Here is a 19,834-nt window from a genome sequence, read left to right as displayed (position 1 = left end):
AATTCAAAAATAGTCAAAAAATAATTTATGAAGAAGATAATTTTATCCGCGCTTGTTTTCACTGCTCTTTACAGCTGCAAAAAAGAAGGCCAGAAAACAGACGGCACAGCTGTGGCAGACTCAGTTTCCGTTACAGACCATACAGCATCTGCAACGGAGGCTTATACTTCCAGGGAACTTTCTCCTGAAAACCTTGGGAAATATTTAGCTCAGAAAAATGATACTTTATACGTGACTAATTTCTTTGCCACATGGTGCGGACCCTGTATGAGAGAAATTCCTCATTTTAAGAATAAAATGGAAGAATTAAAAGGTAAGCCGGTAAAATTTACATTCATTAACCTTGATGATAAGTCCGAATGGAATACCTCTGTAAAAACATTTGCGCAGAAAAATAATCTTGCGAAAGACATTATCCTGTTAGATGGCCAGAAACTGGACGCTACGTTCTTCAGTAGCAATTTCAAGCAGTGGGATGGCGGGTCAATTCCTTTTACTTATTTGAGAAAAGGTGACAAAACCGATGAATATCTGGGAATGATGACAGAAGAAGTATTGAACTCTAAAGTTGATGCCCTTTTAAAATAAAACATCCAGATTCTTTCTGACCATGTCGAAAAAATTCAAAATCCTGTGTTTACTGTTGGCGGCTGCTATTATTTTTACCGCAGTCATCAATCTGAACACAGGATTTTTAAGTTTAAATTTCCAGGATTTTTTCCAGGATTCTTCTCAGAGCCAGATTGCTGAAATCCGTATTAACAGAGTGCTCGTAATGCTTCTGGCTGGAATTTCTATTCCTACCTCCGGATTTCTAATGCAGGAATATTTTCAGAATCCTCTGGCAGGTCCTGATATTTTAGGAATCACCTCTGTAGCCAGCTTATCCGTAGCATTTTATATTTTCTTTTCTCATGATTTTCTGATTCCGGAATTTTTACAGAACAGTTTTCTCAGTCTTTCAGCAATTGCAGGAAGCTTTGTTTTGATGCTTGTTTTGCTTTCCATGTCGAATAAATTTCAGGATAAATCTTACCTGATTATATTTGGGTTTCTGGTTTCGGCATTTGCCGGTGCCGTGGTTTCGCTGCTTCAGTTTTATGCGGAAAACCAAAGCCTGAAAAACTATATTTTATGGTCTTTCGGAGCGAATAATATGGTGACAAGGAATCAGATTTATGTATTATCCATTCTTGTTTTTGGCGGAATTTTCATTTGTTTTAAAACTATAAAACCTCTGATCGGAAACTCATTGGGAACTTCCTATGCACAAAGCTTGGGAGTCAATCTCAATCAGCTGAAAGTTCTGATCATTGCCGCTTCTTCTTTGCTTTCGGCTTCCATTACTGCTTTTCTGGGACCTATTTTATTTATCGGGATCATTGTTCCGCATTTCTGCAGGCTCATCTACAACCCGTCCAAACTATGGCAGCAATGGATATTGAATATGTTTCTCGGAATGCTGATCATGATGCTGTTCTCTATAGCCGCGGAAAAGACACAGATCCCTATGAATGTGATAAGCTCTGTATTTGGTATCCCGGTAATCTTAATGATGCTTTTGAAACAGAATAAAGTTTAGGAGTCGATGTCAATAAGTCAATGGTCAATTGTGAATTTAATGCGTTATTCATCCAATAAAGCATAGCAATAATTAAGATCTGCTTGATCTGCTAAATCTGCGAGCGTATATTTTTTCTCTCGCAGATTTAGCAGATCGAGCAGATTTAAAATAGTATTTTTGTAAACAATGCATCTTTAGCAATTAATCAATATTCAATGTTCCTACAAATCAAGCAAGCCAATATAGGCCATGACAAAACTTTAATTTCGGATGCTTACGCAGATCTGAAACTGGGTGATGTATGTCTTTTAATTGGAAATAACGGCGTAGGAAAAACAACACTCATCAAGTCTATTTTACATCAGACTCCCCTTTTAAATGGTGAAATTTTTATCAATAACAAAAATATCAGTACCCTTTCCGTTAAAGAAATCGCTGAAAATATTGCTGTGGTTTTCTCAAAATCAAATATCCCGCAGCATTATACTGTTGAAGATCTTATTTCATTGGGGAAATACATCTACTACCCTTTTTATTTTGAACTTAGAAAAGAGGACAGAGATGAAGTAGCTCATATTATTGATGAGCTGGACCTTAATCAATATAAACACACCCTTCTTAAAAATCTTTCCGACGGAAATCTTCAGAAAGCATTCATTGGCCGGGCGATTACCCAGAATTCTCCGGTGATTATCCTGGATGAACCAACCACGCATCTGGATGAAAAAAACAAACTCATTATCTTAAAGACTCTTCGCAAATTGGCTAAGGAGCAGCATAAAATTATCCTGTTCTCTTCCCATGACTGGAGACTGGCCAAAGAGTTTGCAGACAAGATCTGGTATGTAAAGGATAATCAGCTTTTTTCGGGGATTGTAGAAGATGTATTGCTGCAGCATGAAGAGCTCACCAATGTTTCATTGTTCCAGGTCAATGATAATTTTGTTCCGCCTTCCATACAGGCTCCGCAGGTTCATAAGGAAATGCTGTATTCTTTATTGCAGAAAAATTTCGAAAAAAACCTTTCCGCCCTGCATTTTGAATATAAAAACGGTTTTTGGGAAATTATCGCCGATGACACAACATGTCAATATGAATCCTTTGAAGAAATAGTTAATTTCGTTAAAAACATTCATTAATACCGCATTTACATTAAATATTTCACATACTATGCATGCATAGTATTATGCTAATCATACAATTTAATCTGTTTATTATCAGCTTGTTAACAAAATTTAACGTTAATAAATACTATGCATGCATAATATTTACTACATTTGGGTAACACCATTCGTAGATAAATGATGGATAATAAAGAAAAAATAGAAAACGTAGATTTAGTTTTAAAACAGACCTGGCTGGCTGTTTCTAAAATGTACACAGAACTTGCCCAGGAGCATGACTCTACCGCTGTACAAGCTTTGACCCTTCTTAAAATTGATCCCAAAGAAGGAACCCGCAGTACCAACTTAGGACCTAAAATGGCTATTGAGCCAACTTCCTTAACCAGAATCATCAAACTTCTGGAAGATAACGGGTACATCTATAAGGAAAAAACTACCACCGATAAAAGGGAAGTAATTATTAAACTTACGGATAAAGGTCTGAATTCAAGGAATATGTCCAAGGAAGTGGTCGTGAATTTCAACAAGAAAGTGATGGAAAAGATTGCTCCCGAGAAGATTGAAACCTTCAAGGAAGTAATGTCGGAGATCATGAAAATCGCCAACGAATTATTAAACAACAGAAAATAAATTATCATGAAACCATATGGTTGCATATGACCTTATTAATAATAAAAATTTACATATGAAAAGAAGAATCAAACATGTGACGGTTCTTGGTTCAGGAATTATGGGTAGCGGTATCGCAGCACATTTCGCCAATATCGGGGTAGAAGTGTCTCTTTTGGATATCGTTCCTTTTGAACTGACGGAAGCTGAACAGAAAAAAGGTTTGACCAAAGATGACAAAGCGGTAAGAAACAGAATAGCTTCTGAAAACTTTGAAAAACTGAAAAAAGCAAGTCCTGCCCTTCTCTACTCTCCGAAATTTGCGGATAGAATTACCATAGGCAACTTTGATGATGATCTGCAAAAGATCAAGAATACAGACTGGATTATTGAAGTGGTTGTTGAAAAACTTGACATTAAGAAATCTGTTTACGAAAAAATTGAGCAGTTCAGAAAACCCGGAACATTGATTTCTTCTAATACATCAGGAATTCCTATTCATTTTCTAATTGAAGGAAGAAGCGATGATTTTAAAAAATATTTTGCCGGAACGCACTTCTTCAACCCTGTAAGATATCTTCCTCTTTTAGAGATTATCCCTACTCCGCACACTCTGCCGGAAGTGGTGGATTTCTATATGAACTTTGGGGCTAAATTCTTAGGAAAAACAACAGTTTTAGCCAAAGACACTCCAGCCTTCATTGCCAACAGAATCGGGGTTTTCTCGATGATGGATCTTCTTCACAATGTACAGAAATTAGGTTTAACCGTTTCTGAGGTTGATAAACTGACAGGGCCTGTTATCGGACGTCCGAAATCAGCAACATTCAGAACCGCTGATGTGGTAGGTCTTGACACTCTGGTAATGGTAGCCAACGGGGTGCGCCAGAGCGGTGCCGAAGCCAATGATTTTAATGACGTTTTTGCCCTTCCAGGCTATATCCAGAAAATGATGGATAATAAATGGTTAGGTTCCAAGACTGAGCAAGGCTTCTACAAAAAAGTAAAAAATGCAGAAGGAAAATCTGAAATTCACGGATTAAACCTTGATACCCTTGAATATGAGCTTCAGGGCAAATCTTCTTTCCCTACTTTAGAATTAACGAAAAATATCGATAAGCCAATCGATAGATTTAAAGTTCTAATCGGAGGTAAAGATAAAGCCGGAGAATTATACAGAAAATCTTTAGGCGCATTATTCGCTTACGTTTCCCACAAAGTTCCGGAAATCTCTGATGAAGTCTATAAAATTGACGATGCCATGAGAGCCGGTTTCGGATGGGAAAACGGGCCTTTTGAAATCTGGGATGCCGTAGGAGTTCAAAAAGGTATTGAACTGGCAAAAGATGCAGGCTACGAAGTTTCAGACTGGGTGAAAAATGTTGAGTCCTTCTATAAAGTAAACGATGAAGGACAAAGTATCTTCGTTGATAAAAATTCAGGGCAATACAATACCATTCCAGGTCAGGACGCCTTCATTATTTTAGATAACATTAGAAAGAACAAAACCCTTTGGAGCAATTCAGGATCGGCAATTGAAGATCTTGGCGACGGAATCATCAACTTTGAGATCCGCTCAAAAATGAACTCCCTGGGAGGCGAAGTTCTTGATGGATTAAACAGGGCTATCGATTTAGCAGAAAAAGAATATGACGGATTGGTAGTTGGAAATCAGGGAACCAATTTCTCTGTAGGAGCCAACCTTGCCATGATCCTTATGATGGCTATCGAGCAGGACTGGGACGATCTGAATATGGCAATCGCTTACTTCCAGAAATCTATGATGAGAGTACGCTACTCTTCTATTCCTGTAGTTGTTGCCCCTCACGGAATGACCCTTGGCGGTGGCTGTGAAATGACCATGCACGCAGACAGAGTGGTTGCTGCCGCAGAAACTTATATCGGATTAGTGGAAACCGGAGTCGGAGTAATTCCCGGCGGTGGTGGTACCAAAGAACTGACATTAAGAACTTCCAGAGAATTCCATGCTGATGACGTTAAAAATAACAGACTTCGTGAAGCATTCATGAATATCGCAATGGGTAAAGTAGCCACATCCGCGTATGAAGCTTATGACATGGGAATTCTTGAAAAAGGAAAAGACATTGTCTCCGTAAGCAAAAACAGACAGATCGCCGAAGCTAAAAAAGTTGCCAAACTATTGGCAGAACAGGGCTATACCCAACCTATCGAGCAGAAAGTAAAAGTTTTAGGAAAAGACGCCCTAGGAATGTTCTACGTAGGAACAGACCAGATGCTTACCGGAAAATATATTTCTGAGCACGACAAAAAGATTGCAGATAAATTAGCCAACGTAATGGTAGGAGGAAATCTTTCCGAACCAACCGTAGTTACCGAACAATATTTATTAAATCTTGAAAGAGAAACATTCTTACAGCTTTGCGGTGAAAGAAAAACGTTAGAGAGAATTCAGTACATGTTACAGAATGGGAAACCGTTGAGAAATTAGATTTTTCTGTAAAATGTAAAAAGTATTAATGTATTCACGATGCACAATTTTAGAGATTTAGAAGTCTGGACAAAATCAATGAAACTTTGTAAAATATTTTACCTGGCTTCAAATGATTTCCCAAAGGATGAAATGTTTGGACTTACCTCTCAGTCCAGAAGAAGTCTTTACTCAATTCCTTCTAATATTGCTGAAGGTGCAGGTCGTGATACAAATGCTCAGTTTTCACATTTTCTGAATATTGCTTTAGGTTCTTCATTTGAATTTGAAACTCAGATTTTAATTGCAAATGATTTGGGATTTTTTAAAAATGATGATTTTAATGTCATTTATTCAGAAATCAAACACATACAAAATATGTTGGCAAAATTGAAGCAAAAATTTAATACTCAAACATTTTAATCATTAATACATTTTACGTAAATACTTTAATACAAAATGAAACAAGCATATATAGTAAAAGGATACAGAACAGCAGTAGGAAAAGCACCTAAAGGTTCCCTTCGCTTTACTCGTCCAGATGTAATGGCCGCTACAGTTATTGAAAAATTAATGGCTGAATTACCTCAATTAGATAAAAACAGAATTGATGACCTTATCGTGGGAAATGCAATGCCGGAAGCTGAACAAGGGCTGAACGTAGCGCGTTTAATTTCTTTGATGGGTCTGAATACAGACAAAGTTCCGGGAGTTACCGTAAACAGATATTGTGCATCAGGAAGTGAGGCGATTGCTATTGCTTCTGCAAAAATTCAGGCAGGAATGGCTGATTGTATCATCGCAGGAGGTACGGAATCCATGTCTTATATTCCGATGGGTGGTTACAAGCCGGTTCCGGAAACAGACATCGCCAAAACAAACCCTGATTATTATTGGGGAATGGGTTATACTGCGGAAGAAGTAGCCAAGCAATATAATATTACAAGAGAAGAACAGGATCAGTTTGCTTTCGAATCTCATATGAAAGCTTTAAAAGCTAATCAGGAAGGAAAATTTGCCAATCAGATCGTTTCAATTCCTGTAGAATATAACTTCCTGGACGAAAATCAGAAAATGCAGTCTAAAAAGTTTGATTTTTCTGTGGATGAAGGTCCAAGAAAAGATACCTCCTTAGAAGGATTGGCTAAACTAAGACCTGTATTTGCGAACGGAGGAAGCGTAACTGCCGGAAATTCATCTCAGATGAGTGACGGAGCCGCTTTCGTAATGGTTATGAGCGAAGAAATGGTCAAAGAATTAGGACTTGAGCCGGAAGCCAGATTAGTGGCTTATGCTGCAGCAGGTCTTGAGCCTAGAATCATGGGTATGGGACCAATTTATGCCATTCCAAAAGCTTTAAAACAGGCAGGTCTTGAACTAAAAGATATCGATTTGATCGAACTTAATGAAGCCTTTGCATCTCAATCAGTAGCAATCAAGAAAGAATTAGGCTTAAATCCTGATATTTTAAATGTAAACGGAGGAGCAATCGCTCTTGGTCACCCACTTGGATGTACCGGTACAAAATTAACCGTTCAGCTTCTTGACGAAATGAGAAGACGCGGCAATAAATACGGAATGGTTTCAATGTGTGTGGGTACAGGACAGGGAGCAGCTTCAATCTTTGAACTTCTTTAAAAAAATGTACTGATGTATTTATGTAAAATGTATTTATGAAAGAATTAATCATTAATACATTTTACATGAATACGTTAATACAACATTACTAATCGTTATAAAAATAAAATAATATATGGCAACATTAAAGGGCGGAGAATTCCTGATCAAGGAAATTCCTGCAAATGACATTTTCAGTATTGAGGAACTGAACGAAGAGCAAAAAATGCTTCGTGATTCTGCAAAAGAATTTATCGACAGAGAAGTGGTTCCGCAAAAAGAACGTTTCGAGAAAAAGATTATGCTTTCACAGAAGAAACAATGCGTAAGCTTGGAGATATGGGATTGCTTGGAATATCGGTTCCTGAAGAATATGGAGGTTTAGGAATGGGCTTTGTAACAACAATGCTTGCCTGCGACTACATCTCAGGAGTAACAGGGTCATTGGCTACAGCATATGGAGCTCACACCGGAATCGGTACACTTCCTATCGTTCTTTACGGTACTGAAGAGCAGAAGAAAAAATATCTTCCGGATCTGGCTACAGGTACAAAATTCGGAGCCTATTGTCTTACGGAGCCGGATGCAGGTTCTGATGCCAATTCAGGAAAAACAAGAGCAAAGCTTTCCGAAGACGGAAAACATTATATCATCAACGGACAGAAAATGTGGATCTCCAATGCAGGATTTGCAGATACATTCACGTTATTTGCTAAAATCGATGATGACAAAAACATCACAGGTTTCGTGATCAACCGTTCTGAACTTGAAAATCCGGGAAGCATTACTTTCGGAGAGGAAGAACATAAACTAGGAATCCGTGCTTCTTCTACCCGCCAGGTTTTCTTCAACGATATGAAAATTCCGGTAGAAAATCTTTTAGGAGAAAGAAATAACGGTTTTAAAATCGCTTTAAATGCATTGAATGTGGGCCGTATCAAATTGGCTGCTGCATGTCTTGATGCTCAGAGAAGAATCTTAAACTATTCTATCCAGTACTCCAACGAAAGAAAGCAGTTTGGAGTTTCTATTTCCACTTTCGGAGCTATCAGAAAGAAAATTGCTGAAATGGCTACTGGTGTTTTCGTAAGTGAAGCAGGATCTTACAGAGCAGCTAAGGATATTCAGGATAAAATCGATGAGCTGGTGGCAGGTGGAATGGATCACCAGGCTGCAGAGCTTAAAGGAGTTGAAGAATTTGCTGTAGAATGTTCTATCCTTAAAGTTTTCGTATCTGATCTTGCCCAGCACACTGCTGATGAGGGAATTCAGGTATACGGAGGTATGGGATTCTCTGAAGATACCCCAATGGAAGCAGCTTGGAGAGATTCAAGAATTTCAAGAATCTACGAAGGAACCAACGAAATCAACAGATTACTATCCGTAGGAATGCTGATTAAGAGAGCAATGAAAGGAGAACTTGATTTATTGTCTCCTGCTATGGCGATCAGCAAAGAATTAATGGGTATTCCTTCATTTGAAGTTCCTGATTATTCAGCGTTTATGAGTGAGGAGAAAGCCATTATTGCCAACCTTAAGAAGGTATTCTTAATGGTTTCCGGAGCTGCTCTTCAGAAATATATGATGGATATTGAAAAACAGCAACACTTATTATTAAATGCTTCTGAGATCCTTAACCAGATCTATATGGCGGAATCTGCCGTATTAAGAGCTGAGAAACACTTCTCACCTGATTCTGTGGAAGCCGCAATGGCACAGCTTAATCTTTATAAAGCTGTTGAAAAAATCATTGTAGCCGCTAAAGAAGGAATTATTTCTTTCGCTGAAGGCGACGAGCAAAGAATGATGCTTTCAGGATTAAGAAGGTTTACAAAATATACCAATCATCCTAATGTAGTAGCTTTAACTGAAAAGATTGCAGCACACTATATTGGTAAAGGAGCTTATTAGTCTTTATAACATAAATTTGATTGAAGCGTCTCATCTTTTTGAGGCGCTTTTGCTTTTAACTGAAAGGAATTCAAACCTATATAAATCTATAAAGCCCTAAAAAATTCCGGATTTCAATATTTTTTTATACTTTTATTTAAAATTCAAAAACCTTATGAAAATCTTATTATTTCCTTTAATCCTGATTCCTATAGCGTTATCTGCCCAGAAAGAAGATCAAAAGCAGCCTGTGCTGAAAAAAGATACTACAAAAATTTTCAATTTCAAGCATATAGAAGATACAAAGGCAAAAACCAATACGGATAAGAAGGAACTTTATAAAATACTTACTGTAAAGCCTAAAGATACAGCAGCATATATAGCCTTAAAACAATCTGAAAAAAGGATTATTCAAAATACAGGATACTGAATCCCGACATTCCTGAAAAAACATCAGCAGACACAAAAAAGGCACAGCCTTCTAAATAATTAAAAACAAAAAAATTTATTACTATGGGAAAATTTGTTATCTCGAAAAGGACAGACAATGACTTCAAATTCAATCTTAAAGCCGGAAACGGACAGGTGATCTTAACAAGCCAGGGATACGGCTCAAAATCCTCGTGTGAAAATGGTATAGAATCGGTACGTACCAATTCGCAGGACGATTCGAAATTTGAAAGAAATACAGCCAAGGACAACCGATGCTATTTCAATTTAAAAGCCGGAAACGGGCAGATCATAGGAACCAGCCAGATGTACGAATCTGAAAATGGAATGGAAAACGGCATAGAATCTGTAAAAACCAATGCCCCGGGTGCCTCTGTGGAGGATGAAACCATTATTTAAAATACGTAAAATAATCTCAATAAAAATGTCTTATTTTTTAAGGCATTTTTTATTTTTGTATTCTATTTTCAATTTGAAATGACAAAAGAAGAAATGCTCAACCGAGCCATAAAAATAGCTGATAAAGCACACAAAGGACAAACCGACAAATACCATACTCCCTACATTGCCCACGTAATGCGCGTGATGGAATACGGCAAAACAATAGACGAAAAAATCGTAGGCGTTCTGCATGATGTGGTAGAAGACCATCCGGAAGAGTTCAGCCTGGATTATTTAAGAGCCGAAGGCTTTCCTGAGTATATTATTTTTGCCATCAGCTGCCTCACCAAATTTGATCCCGAAGAAGATTACGATGAGTTCGTTAAAAGAACAGAAAGATCCCCTCTTGCTGTCGCAGTAAAGCTTAATGATCTTCGTGACAATATGGACCTCAGAAGAGTAAACAGAGAACTGACCCCTAAAGATATCAAAAGGTTTAACAAATACTTGAAAGCCTACCGTTATCTGATAGAGAAATATTAATCCGCTCCGGGGAAATCATATGTTTTTGTAGGATGGTTCGTACCGTCGATATTGATGTTCAGGGCCAGGTAAATAAAGTGAAGGTTTCTATTCCCCTTTGCTTCAAATTCACGTTGCCATAAATATCCTGTCAGGATCCCGAAAACATCATCAATCTGATAGCCGAATCCTCCATATACCCTGTTTCTTGCGAAAGTAGGCTTCATCGGGCTTACCAGGAATATTTCATCATAAGCATTCGCGAAAACAGTGCCTTTTTTTACCGTTTTTGCATTAAGGGGAACACTTACGTTCAGACGGTATCTGTAACGCATTCTTTGGGAAGATTTGTCCGTCACAGGTTCATAAAACCAGCTTTTTTCTACACGAAAACGGTTTTCAAACTTAACGATTCCTTTTTAAGATCGATCACGTCCTGCAGCCAGACTCTGAATTCCTCTCTGCTCAAACTGTGATCTTTATAATTCACATATCTTCCAAGACCTATAAATGGTTTGTGGTTTTTGGTTAGATTATACCCTACTCCCCCTTTGATCTCGTAATAATCCGGGTAAGTATAATCTTCATTTCCTCTGAGCTGACCTTCTGCATAGAGGAAAAATTTGGGATGAAACTTGTAGGTCAGAGTCACTGCATTGAAGCTGGAAATGTGTTCCTGGGCTTTTAAAAAGGTCATACTTAAAAGTACACTCAAACTGAAAAAAAGTTTCATAAAAAATTTTTGCAAAAGTAATCGATTTAACAATTTGTTAATATTAATTTTTATTAATCACGAATTAACATTTATTTAATATTGATCGTATATGAGAAGCCTAAATGAAACCATCTTTGGGGCATTTCAACTCCGAATGCTTCCGTATATTTTGTATTCGTTAAATTATTGATCAGCACATAAACCGAAAAGTCTTTTTTGGAGAAGCTCAGCTTTTCATCAAGGAGATTATAAGTTCCCAGATTCAGCCTTTCATTGTAACGGTAAACCAGTTCATTCGTGAAATAGTTCAAGAATTTGGTTTCCAGTTTGGCTACCACCTGATGTTTGAGATTGTCCAAAATATATCTGGAAACCAATCCGTTGGATTCTTTTACCTTACTGTCCAGATACGTATATCCTGCCGTATATTTCAGCCAGTCAAAAACCCTGTGGCTCAATTCTACTTCAACCCCTTTGGTATCAATTTTTCCGACATTCCTAGCATACCATATCTTATCAGCAACATCTGTTTTCACCCAATCGATAGAATTATTGGAATTCCTCATAAACCCGCTCACTTTAGCTAAAAATCTGTTGCTCTGGTATTGATATCCGATCTCAGAGGAAAGGGCATTTTCAGGAAGAAGATCAGGATTTCCCTGTTCAGTTTTACTTATATAATAAAGATCTGTAAACGTAGGAACCCTATGGACTTTGGCGATATTTCCGTAGATTTTATTATTCTGATTGAAATTATAACCTACATCCAATCCGGGATAGAAAAAGTTCCCTTCTTTCGAATAATTCGCCCACGAAATTCCGGGGCTGATGTTCAGCTTTTTATCCAGTAAAGAAAAATGATGCTCAAAGAAAACCTGTGATACAAAACGGTTTCGTTCCCCTAAATTGTTACTGGCCAGAAACTCCTTTCTCAGTTCAACACCCACACCGGTCGTTCCCAATCCCCATTGGTAACTGGAATTTACTTCGCCTCCTACGTTATTCCCGATGTGCATATTTCTGTAATAACCCGGATTATTTCTTAGGAACACATACATATCTTCTCCCCGTCTCCAGTATACATTTGAGTTGATGTTCAGGTTCCCAAACTTTTGCTGATGGGCAAGGCTCACAATAGATGCCTGGGTTTCCTCATACTGCTCCTTTGCATCTTTTGAAGCATAAAAACCATTGGCCCCGAACTTCTTCTCAGAAAAGCCGGCCTGCAGCTTCAGATCCCCGTTTTTAATGTTCAGCCTGCTTTGGTAAAAAACATTCCGGATCTCATAATCCGTATTGTACATATAACCCTGAGATGTCGCCGAATTGGCCTGAAGCGAGTTAGAAAACTTTTCATTTCCCAGCTGAGCATTGAAGCCGAATCCATAAGTTTCGTAATCTCCGCCGTCAGCACTTATTTTTACCCGTTTTCCCGGGTTTGTTTTTGTAATAATATTAATAACGCCGGCGTAAGCATTCTGCCCAAATCTTCTGGCTGCCGGACCTTTGATGATCTCTATTCTCTCCACATCATCCATATCTACAGGAACATTCATGGAATTGTGGCCTGTCTGGGAATCGTTCATCCTGATGCCGTTCAGCAACAGCAGAACCTGCTCAAAAGAACTTCCCCTGAATCCTATATCGCTCTGCACACCGTTGGCCCCTCTCCTTCTGATATCCATTCCCGGAACCTGCTGAAGAATTTCATCGATACTTTTGGCAGGAGAATTGGCAATATCTTCCTTCGTAATAACGGTAATATTCTGATTGGCGCTTTTATAAGGTGTTGAAGTAAACTTTCCCTGAAATTCAATAATTTCAATATCCGTTGTTTTTTCCTGCGCATGCGCGTAAAGCATTGATCCCAATAAAAAAATACTTCCAATCTTCTTGATCATAATAGTTCCCGTTTTGTTCTTAATCAGTTTCTTTAATAATGGGCTCAAAAGTAAGGGAGTTCCTGAAGACAGGCAAATGATACTTGTCATAAAAAAAGATGCAGTACGGATATACTGCATCTTTCGATGGGAATAATTTTTATCTTTTTCTCATTAAATGTGTAACAAGATCTCTGAATAACTTTCTCATTTCTATATTACAAATTTATGAATACAATTTTAACTAATTTTAAAATACAAAGCAATAGTAAAATGCAAAAACATAATGAAAATCATTAATAGTTTTAAAATACGATAAGAATATGCCATTTGAAAACAATGCAGGAGATTTTTTTATTCCAGCCTATGCTTTAAGTCATAAAAGCAAAATATTTCTGTTCCATTAATCCCGGATTATATATTTGTATCGGAGAAATTTAAGCACACTTTTTCCGCTAAAAATTCGTAATTTTGTGGGTCTTAATTTTGTGATGATCAATCTTCTTTTTACATCCTTTTTGACCTCGTTTACTTAGGAAGTAAAGAGCTCTTTCAGAACCAGGAATAAAGAAGTATACTCATCATCATAAAAATAAGTCTCAGTCAGTATAATTTGAATAAAAAGCATGACTAAAACAACAGAAATAGATATAAAAAAACAGATCTTCGTTAAGAATGCACACCTTAACAATCTGAAGCATATAGACGTTCTCATCCCGAAAAATAAGCTGATCGTGATTACAGGAGTTTCCGGAAGCGGAAAATCTTCCCTGGCATTCGATACTATTTATGCCGAAGGACAGAGAAGATATGTAGAAAGTTTAAGTTCGTATGCGCGCCAGTTTTTAGGTAAACTGGAAAAACCAAAAGTGGACGATATCAAAGGACTTGCCCCTTCTATTGCCATACAGCAGAAAGTGATTTCTTCCAATCCCCGTTCTACGGTCGGAACTTCTACGGAAATCTATGATTATATGAAGCTTCTTTTTGCCAGAATCGGGAAAACATTCTCCCCGGTATCAGGTGAAGAAGTAAAAAAGATTCCGTTTCGGATGTGATAGATTTCATCAAAGCTTCTAAAAAAGAAACCTCATTTCTACTCACGGCTCCTTTGGAATATGATGCCGCCAATTTCAAAGAAACGTTGAATGTTTTAAAGTTAGCCGGTTTCACAAGGCTTGAGATCAACGGTAATGTAGCCGGTATTGAAGACCTTGAAAGCTTTGGATTTACACCGGAAAAAGGAATGGTAATCAATCTCGTGATCGACCGTTTTTCTTATGAAGAAGATGAAAGTTTCCTTCAGAGGCTGGCAGATTCTATCCAGATGGCATTTTACGAAGGACATGGTTATTGTGCGCTGAAGAATACCGATTCCGGAAAAGTAAAGGAATTTTCCAATAAATTTGAGCTTGACGGCATGGAGTTCCTGGAACCGAATGTCCATTTTTTCAGCTTTAACAATCCATACGGAGCATGTCCAGCATGTGAAGGATACGGAAAAGTAATCGGAATAGATGAGGATCTTGTAGTTCCAAATAAAACGTTATCCGTTTATGAGGATGCGGTAGTTGCCTGGAGAGGAGAAAGCATGAGCGAATGGAAAAAAGCATTCATCAAAAAAGCCGGTGATTTTCCGATTCATAAGCCTTATCACCAGCTGACTAAGGAACAGAAAAACTTCTTATGGAAGGGAGACGGAAAAAGCAGCTTCCCTTCTATTAATAATTTCTTCAAAATGCTTGAAGAAAACCTGTATAAGATCCAATACCGCGTTATGCTGTCCAGATACAGGGGAAAAACGCTGTGCCCTACCTGTGAAGGGTTGAGACTCCGTGAAGAAACCAGCTGGGTAAAAGTAGACGGGCACAATATCCAGTCTATGATCGAGCTTCCGCTGGATGAGCTTTATCCTTTAATAGACGGCCTGAAACTTTCCGAACACGATCAGGATGTTGCCAAAAGATTATTATACGAGATCAAAACCCGTATTGAATTTTTATTAAAAGTAGGTTTAGGCTATTTAACCTTAAACAGAACCTCCAATACCCTTTCCGGCGGTGAAAGCCAAAGGATTAATCTTGCTACCAGCCTTGGAAGTTCGTTGGTAGGATCCATTTATATTCTGGATGAACCTTCTATCGGACTGCATTCAAGAGATACAGAAAACCTGATCGGCGTTTTAAAGAATCTCCGCGACCTGGGAAATACCGTGATTGTAGTTGAACATGATGAAGATGTGATGAAAGCCGCCGATTACATCATCGATATCGGCCCGGAAGCAGGTTACCTTGGCGGTGATCTGGTATTTGCCGGAGATTATAATGATCTTAAAAATGCAGATACCCTTACCTCAAAATATTTAACCGGAAGAATGGAAATTGAAGTTCCTAAAAAGCGCAGAAAAGCCAAGGAATGGATCCATATCAAAGGAGCAAGACAAAATAATCTGAAAAATATAGATGTAGACGTTCCTCTGGAAAGCCTTACAGTGATCTCAGGAGTTTCCGGAAGTGGAAAATCTACGCTGATGAAGGAAATTTTAACCAATGACATCCAAATCCAGCTTGGAATGGGTGGTAAAAAAGGAGATTATGACTCTGTAGAATTTCCTAAGAAGCTGATTAAAAATATTGAGCTGATCGATCAGAACCCGATCGGGAAATCTTCACGTTCCAATCCTGTTACCTATCTGAAAGCCTATGATGATATCAGGGATCTTTTTGCCAAACAGAAAGTCTCCAAAATGATGGGTTATAAGCCTAAGCATTTCTCTTTCAACGTCGACGGCGGAAGATGTGATGAATGTAAAGGTGAAGGAGTGATCAATGTTTCCATGCAGTTCATGGCAGATATTGAGCTTGAATGTGAGGTATGTAAAGGCACCCGTTTTAAAAACGAGATCCTGGAAGTGAAATTCGATGAGAAAAGCATTTCCGATATCCTTCATATGACGGTGGATGAAGCTTTAGAGTTCTTTAAAGATAATAACGAAGAAAAAATCGTTACCAAACTGAAACCTCTTCAGGAAGTCGGATTAGGCTATCTGCAGCTCGGTCAGAGCTCTTCTACCCTTTCCGGTGGTGAAGCACAGCGTGTAAAGCTGGCCTCATTCCTTGTTAAAGGCGTAACAACAGACAAAACGCTGTTTATCTTCGATGAACCTTCTACAGGACTTCACTTCCATGATATCCAGAAACTGCTGAAATCTCTGCAGGCCCTGATCGATCTCGGCCATTCGGTGATCGTTATTGAGCATCAGCCGGATATTATCAAATGTGCAGATTACATTATCGACATCGGCCCAGAAGCTGGAAAATACGGTGGTGAAGTTGTTTTTGCCGGCACACCGGAAGGTCTTGCCAAGGACAAAAAGTCTCATACGGCAAAATATATCAAGGAAAAGCTTGAAAATTAAATAAAAATAAAACAGAGAGCCGCTTGGCTCTCTGTCTTTTTATCATCATACCTTTACTTATACATTATAAAGAAAGGGACTCTGTTTAATATAGGTCCTGTCATCGATCTGGGAAACCAAAAATTCAGACAGGTCTGTCGCACTGATTTTCTCTCCCGGGCAATCTGTAAGGTTCGTTTCCTTTTTAAACCGTTCGGAAGTCGGAATGATCAGCGGAAGCCTTACTAAGGTCCAATCCAGATGGCTGTTCACCAGAAGATCATACTCATCCTGTTTGTCTTTTGTTGTTTTAGGATAATTCTGATACATCCAGTCTGTGGCTGCCTTTACTTTGCTGTTTTTATGGTCAAAAGGAGTATCTACATTCAGCCCGGTAATGGTAATGTACCGTTTAATTCCATGAAGATTCATAGATTTTATGACGTTTTTTGTTGCATCAGTAAATATAGGATCCTCTCCGGCAGGCTGCCCTATTTTGCTGATAACTGCACTGCAACCCGTAATAAGACGGTTTACAGACTCAAAATCTCTTGCGTCTCCCTGTACAATTTCAATTAAAGGGCTTTCTATAGTTAAATTTCCGGGAGTACGAAGTAAAAGCATGATGGGATATTCTTTTTTCAGAAGCTCTTGGATAAGATAATGTCCTGATTTTCCGGTGCCGCCTATCACGGCTATTTTATCTGTTTTCATAATGATCTCTTTTGTTGATGAGTAGAATGCAATAAAGATGAGGAACAGCTCATGTCCTTATGCATTCTTTGATTTTGAAAAATAATAGATTTGGGTTCAGAAAAATGAACCTTAGGGTTTCAGGCACTTAGAAATGTACCTGAATAAATGGTGATATTTATAAAGAGATATTAATAGTTCAAATATAATTATTTTTCCTGAAAAGAAATACCTTTCCTTTATTTTGTAAAATATTCATTAATTTACCATAATTGAATAAACCATATGAAATATAAAATAATAGGTGTTCCCTTCCTTATTCTGTCATTATATAACTGTTCTTCCAGAACCAATTTTAATCCAGACCATAATTATGAAACCAGGCTGGATACTCTGACATTCTTTGACAAAAGCAGAAACCGGAAGATTCCGGTTGCCTTCTACAGTCCGAAAACAGATCAGGCACTGCCCAAACAGCAGGTCGTTATTTTTAGTCATGGTTACGGTGCCAATAAAGGCGGAGATTATCTCATTTATTCATATTTAACCCAAAAATTAGCTTCAAAAGGATATTTTACGGTGAGTATTCAGCATGAGCTCCCTACGGATGAACTTATCCCTACAGAAGGGAAAATCCAGACCGTAAGAATGCCCTTCTGGGAAAGAGGCTCCGACAATATCCTATTTGTTTTGAATGAGCTTAAGAAAACCAGACCGGAGCTTGATTATAAACACCTTACGCTGATTGGCCACTCCAACGGCGGAGATATGACTGCTTTATTTGCAGGTAAACATCCTGAGCTTGTTTACAAAGTCATCACTATGGATAACCGAAGGATGTATCTTCCCCGCACTTCACTTCCCCGGATATATACCCTACGTTCCAATGATTATCCTGCTGATGAAGGCGTGCTTCCATCCCCTGAAGAACAGAAAAAATATCACATCACCATTCAGCCCACCGATATTAACCACGGGCATATGGATGACAAAGGCAGTGAAAAAGAGAAGGAAACACTGAATAAATACATTTTGCAATATATTGAAAAACAATAATTTACAAACTTATCAACAACAAATTGTGGATAAGTTGTGAATTTTAACATTAAATTCATGTTTTGTATTAAAAATAGTGCTACATTTACTATGTAATACAACTGAAATGAAATCATTTTTTGCTTTTTTCAGCTTTGAAATTGCAATTAAATTTGAAATAAAAATTTAAGCACAGCATTGTCGGCTGTGCTTTTTATTGTTGTCTAATTAAAAAAATGAGATGTATTTATCTACTGGATCCGCTCCTAAAGAGCGGATTCTTTTATGCAACGAATTCTGAAATAAAATTTTTGAAGATACAAGCTGAAAATAACATAAAAAATAAAAGACTTCGGAATGTCGAAGTCTTTTGTTTTTTTTAATTTAATTAGTATTTTTATCATCCTCAAAGGCTCCATAGTTCAACGGATAGAATAGAAGTTTCCTAAACTTTAGATCCAGGTTCGATTCCTGGTGGAGCTACTTTAATATATCATTGACGACCTTTTTAAATGTCTATATCAAGTATCGTATCCAATAAGATTAATTGAAAGATTGTTTATAGCCCAAAGGAGTGATTTCCATTTTCTTTTTAAACAGCTTGTTGAAAGACTGCGGATGCTCAAATCCTAAAGCATAAGCCACTTCTGAAACAGAAAAACTGGTCCCCGTAAGGTATTCTTTAGCCTTTTCGATCAGCTTTTCATGAATATGCTGCTGGGCATTCTGTCCGGTAAGATTTCTCAGCATATCACTCAGATAATGGGGTGAAAGATTCATCTCCGAAGCAAGGAATTCCACTGTGGGAAGCCCTTTGGTTAATGTTTCCTGCCTGTTGAAATAATCTTCCAGTATCGTTTCCATTTTGGATAATAAATCGTTGTTGACCGCTTTTCTTGTGATGAACTGTCTTTTATAAAAACGGTTACTGTAGTTCAGCAAAACCTCGATATAGGAAATAATTACGTCCTGGCTTACCTCATCAATGGCAGTATTCAATTCATTCATAATATTGTCGAGCAATCCGGTTATGGTTGTCTTCTCCTGATCGGACAAGTGCAGAGCCTCATTCGTATCATAAGAAAAGAACCCGAATTTCTTGATATTCTTTCCCAAAGGATAGGTGCGTATAAAATCCGGATGCACCAGCAGTGTATATCCGCAGTAAGAAGTATCCGCTTCTGTCGACAGAATCTGCCCGGGCGCTGTAAACATCATCCCTCCTTCATTGAAATCATAATATCCCTGTCCATAGCCCATTTTTCCATTTTCAGAAAACTTATAGGAAATCTTATAAAAATTCAGATAAAAGCTTCGGTCCAGAAGTTCCTTATGAACAATCATTTTCGTATTATCTACCAGGCTCACCAGCGGATGAAGCGGCTTTGAAAGCTGCAGCATACTGTGAAGCTCCGATATCGACGAAATTTTTATTGGAGTATGATCCTTCTTTTCCATAGTATAAAGTTATTAAATATTTAAATGAAAACAGCACAAGCAGATGACTT

Annotated in this window: 16 protein-coding genes, 1 tRNA gene and 2 pseudogenes; 14 read left to right on the top strand and 5 right to left on the bottom strand. The window is 37.9% G+C overall.

What is annotated here, in order from left to right; all coding sequences use genetic code 11:
- Positions 1 to 27 precede the first annotated feature (27 nt).
- The 11 genes and pseudogenes from N4G44_RS08970 (at position 28) to N4G44_RS08920 (ending at position 10,627) form a co-directional block, all read left to right on the top strand.
- Entirely contained in the window at positions 28 to 588 is a 561-nt protein-coding gene (locus N4G44_RS08970; protein WP_474926116.1) for a TlpA family protein disulfide reductase, read from the top strand.
- Positions 589 to 610: 22 nt separating this feature from the next.
- Positions 611 to 1,582, top strand: a complete 972-nt coding sequence (locus N4G44_RS08965) for an iron chelate uptake ABC transporter family permease subunit (protein WP_474926112.1) — start codon at positions 611 to 613, stop codon at positions 1,580 to 1,582.
- A 197-nt stretch (positions 1,583 to 1,779) separates the two neighbouring features.
- Positions 1,780 to 2,703 carry an ABC transporter ATP-binding protein gene (locus N4G44_RS08960; RefSeq protein WP_474926110.1) on the top strand — a complete coding sequence of 308 codons (924 nt, stop codon included), beginning with the start codon at positions 1,780 to 1,782 and terminating at the stop codon, positions 2,701 to 2,703.
- Positions 2,704 to 2,865: 162 nt separating this feature from the next.
- Positions 2,866 to 3,318: a MarR family winged helix-turn-helix transcriptional regulator gene (locus tag N4G44_RS08955; protein ID WP_048503994.1), complete on the top strand. Its 453-nt coding sequence runs from the start codon at positions 2,866 to 2,868 to the stop codon at positions 3,316 to 3,318.
- A 55-nt stretch (positions 3,319 to 3,373) separates the two neighbouring features.
- Positions 3,374 to 5,767 (top strand): 3-hydroxyacyl-CoA dehydrogenase/enoyl-CoA hydratase family protein, encoded by a 2,394-nt coding sequence (locus tag N4G44_RS08950; RefSeq protein WP_474926106.1) that lies wholly within the window; start codon positions 3,374 to 3,376, stop codon positions 5,765 to 5,767.
- A gap of 39 nt (positions 5,768 to 5,806) precedes the next feature.
- Entirely contained in the window at positions 5,807 to 6,169 is a 363-nt protein-coding gene (locus N4G44_RS08945) for a four helix bundle protein (protein ID WP_474926104.1), read from the top strand.
- 36 nt (positions 6,170 to 6,205) lie between these two features.
- Entirely contained in the window at positions 6,206 to 7,384 is a 1,179-nt protein-coding gene (locus N4G44_RS08940) for a thiolase family protein (protein ID WP_474926103.1), read from the top strand.
- A gap of 115 nt (positions 7,385 to 7,499) precedes the next feature.
- A pseudogene (locus N4G44_RS08935) lies at positions 7,500 to 9,274 on the top strand (acyl-CoA dehydrogenase family protein).
- A 154-nt stretch (positions 9,275 to 9,428) separates the two neighbouring features.
- On the top strand, positions 9,429 to 9,683 hold the full coding sequence (locus N4G44_RS08930; RefSeq protein ID WP_474926102.1) for a hypothetical protein: 255 nt from the start codon (positions 9,429 to 9,431) through the stop codon (positions 9,681 to 9,683).
- An 83-nt stretch (positions 9,684 to 9,766) separates the two neighbouring features.
- The gene (locus tag N4G44_RS08925) at positions 9,767 to 10,102 is read left to right on the top strand and encodes a YegP family protein (RefSeq protein WP_474926100.1); all 336 of its coding nucleotides are present in this window, start codon (positions 9,767 to 9,769) and stop codon (positions 10,100 to 10,102) included.
- Positions 10,103 to 10,180: 78 nt separating this feature from the next.
- Complete coding sequence (locus N4G44_RS08920; RefSeq protein WP_474926099.1) at positions 10,181 to 10,627, top strand: phosphohydrolase; 447 nt, start codon at positions 10,181 to 10,183, stop codon at positions 10,625 to 10,627.
- On the opposite strand, the gene N4G44_RS08915 is transcribed toward N4G44_RS08920, so the two are convergent.
- The 3 genes from N4G44_RS08915 to N4G44_RS08905 form a co-directional block, all read right to left on the bottom strand.
- A complete protein-coding gene (locus N4G44_RS08915; protein WP_474926098.1) occupies positions 10,624 to 10,965 on the bottom strand; it encodes a DUF2490 domain-containing protein in 342 nt (113 codons plus the stop codon). The two genes, N4G44_RS08920 and N4G44_RS08915, sit on opposite strands and share 4 nt — an antisense overlap.
- A 23-nt stretch (positions 10,966 to 10,988) precedes the next feature.
- A complete protein-coding gene (locus N4G44_RS08910) occupies positions 10,989 to 11,339 on the bottom strand; it encodes a DUF2490 domain-containing protein (RefSeq protein WP_474926097.1) in 351 nt (116 codons plus the stop codon).
- A 71-nt stretch (positions 11,340 to 11,410) separates the two neighbouring features.
- Positions 11,411 to 13,312, bottom strand: coding sequence for a TonB-dependent receptor plug domain-containing protein (locus N4G44_RS08905; protein WP_474926095.1), 1,902 nt, complete (start codon positions 13,310 to 13,312; stop codon positions 11,411 to 11,413).
- A 515-nt stretch (positions 13,313 to 13,827) separates the two neighbouring features.
- On the opposite strand from N4G44_RS08905, the pseudogene uvrA reads away from it, so the two are divergent.
- Positions 13,828 to 16,619 (top strand): annotated as a pseudogene (gene uvrA / locus N4G44_RS08900) (excinuclease ABC subunit UvrA).
- A gap of 57 nt (positions 16,620 to 16,676) precedes the next feature.
- Here the strand turns inward: uvrA and N4G44_RS08895 are convergent.
- Positions 16,677 to 17,312, bottom strand: a complete 636-nt coding sequence (locus N4G44_RS08895; protein ID WP_474926092.1) for an NAD(P)-dependent oxidoreductase — start codon at positions 17,310 to 17,312, stop codon at positions 16,677 to 16,679.
- Between the two features lie 264 nt (positions 17,313 to 17,576).
- Between N4G44_RS08895 and N4G44_RS08890 the strand changes: the two genes are divergently transcribed.
- The gene (locus tag N4G44_RS08890; RefSeq protein WP_474926091.1) at positions 17,577 to 18,347 is read left to right on the top strand and encodes an alpha/beta hydrolase; all 771 of its coding nucleotides are present in this window, start codon (positions 17,577 to 17,579) and stop codon (positions 18,345 to 18,347) included.
- A 390-nt stretch (positions 18,348 to 18,737) separates the two neighbouring features.
- Positions 18,738 to 18,809, top strand: a tRNA-Arg gene (locus N4G44_RS08885).
- Positions 18,810 to 18,869: 60 nt separating this feature from the next.
- On the opposite strand, the gene N4G44_RS08880 is transcribed toward N4G44_RS08885, so the two are convergent.
- Complete coding sequence (locus tag N4G44_RS08880) at positions 18,870 to 19,784, bottom strand: helix-turn-helix domain-containing protein (RefSeq protein WP_474926088.1); 915 nt, start codon at positions 19,782 to 19,784, stop codon at positions 18,870 to 18,872.
- Positions 19,785 to 19,834 lie beyond the last annotated feature (50 nt).

The sequence above is a fragment of the Chryseobacterium sp. GTID13 genome, from assembly GCF_056172655.1.
Note: the sequence above shows the minus strand (reverse complement) of the source record. Positions and strands in the feature narration are given on the sequence as shown.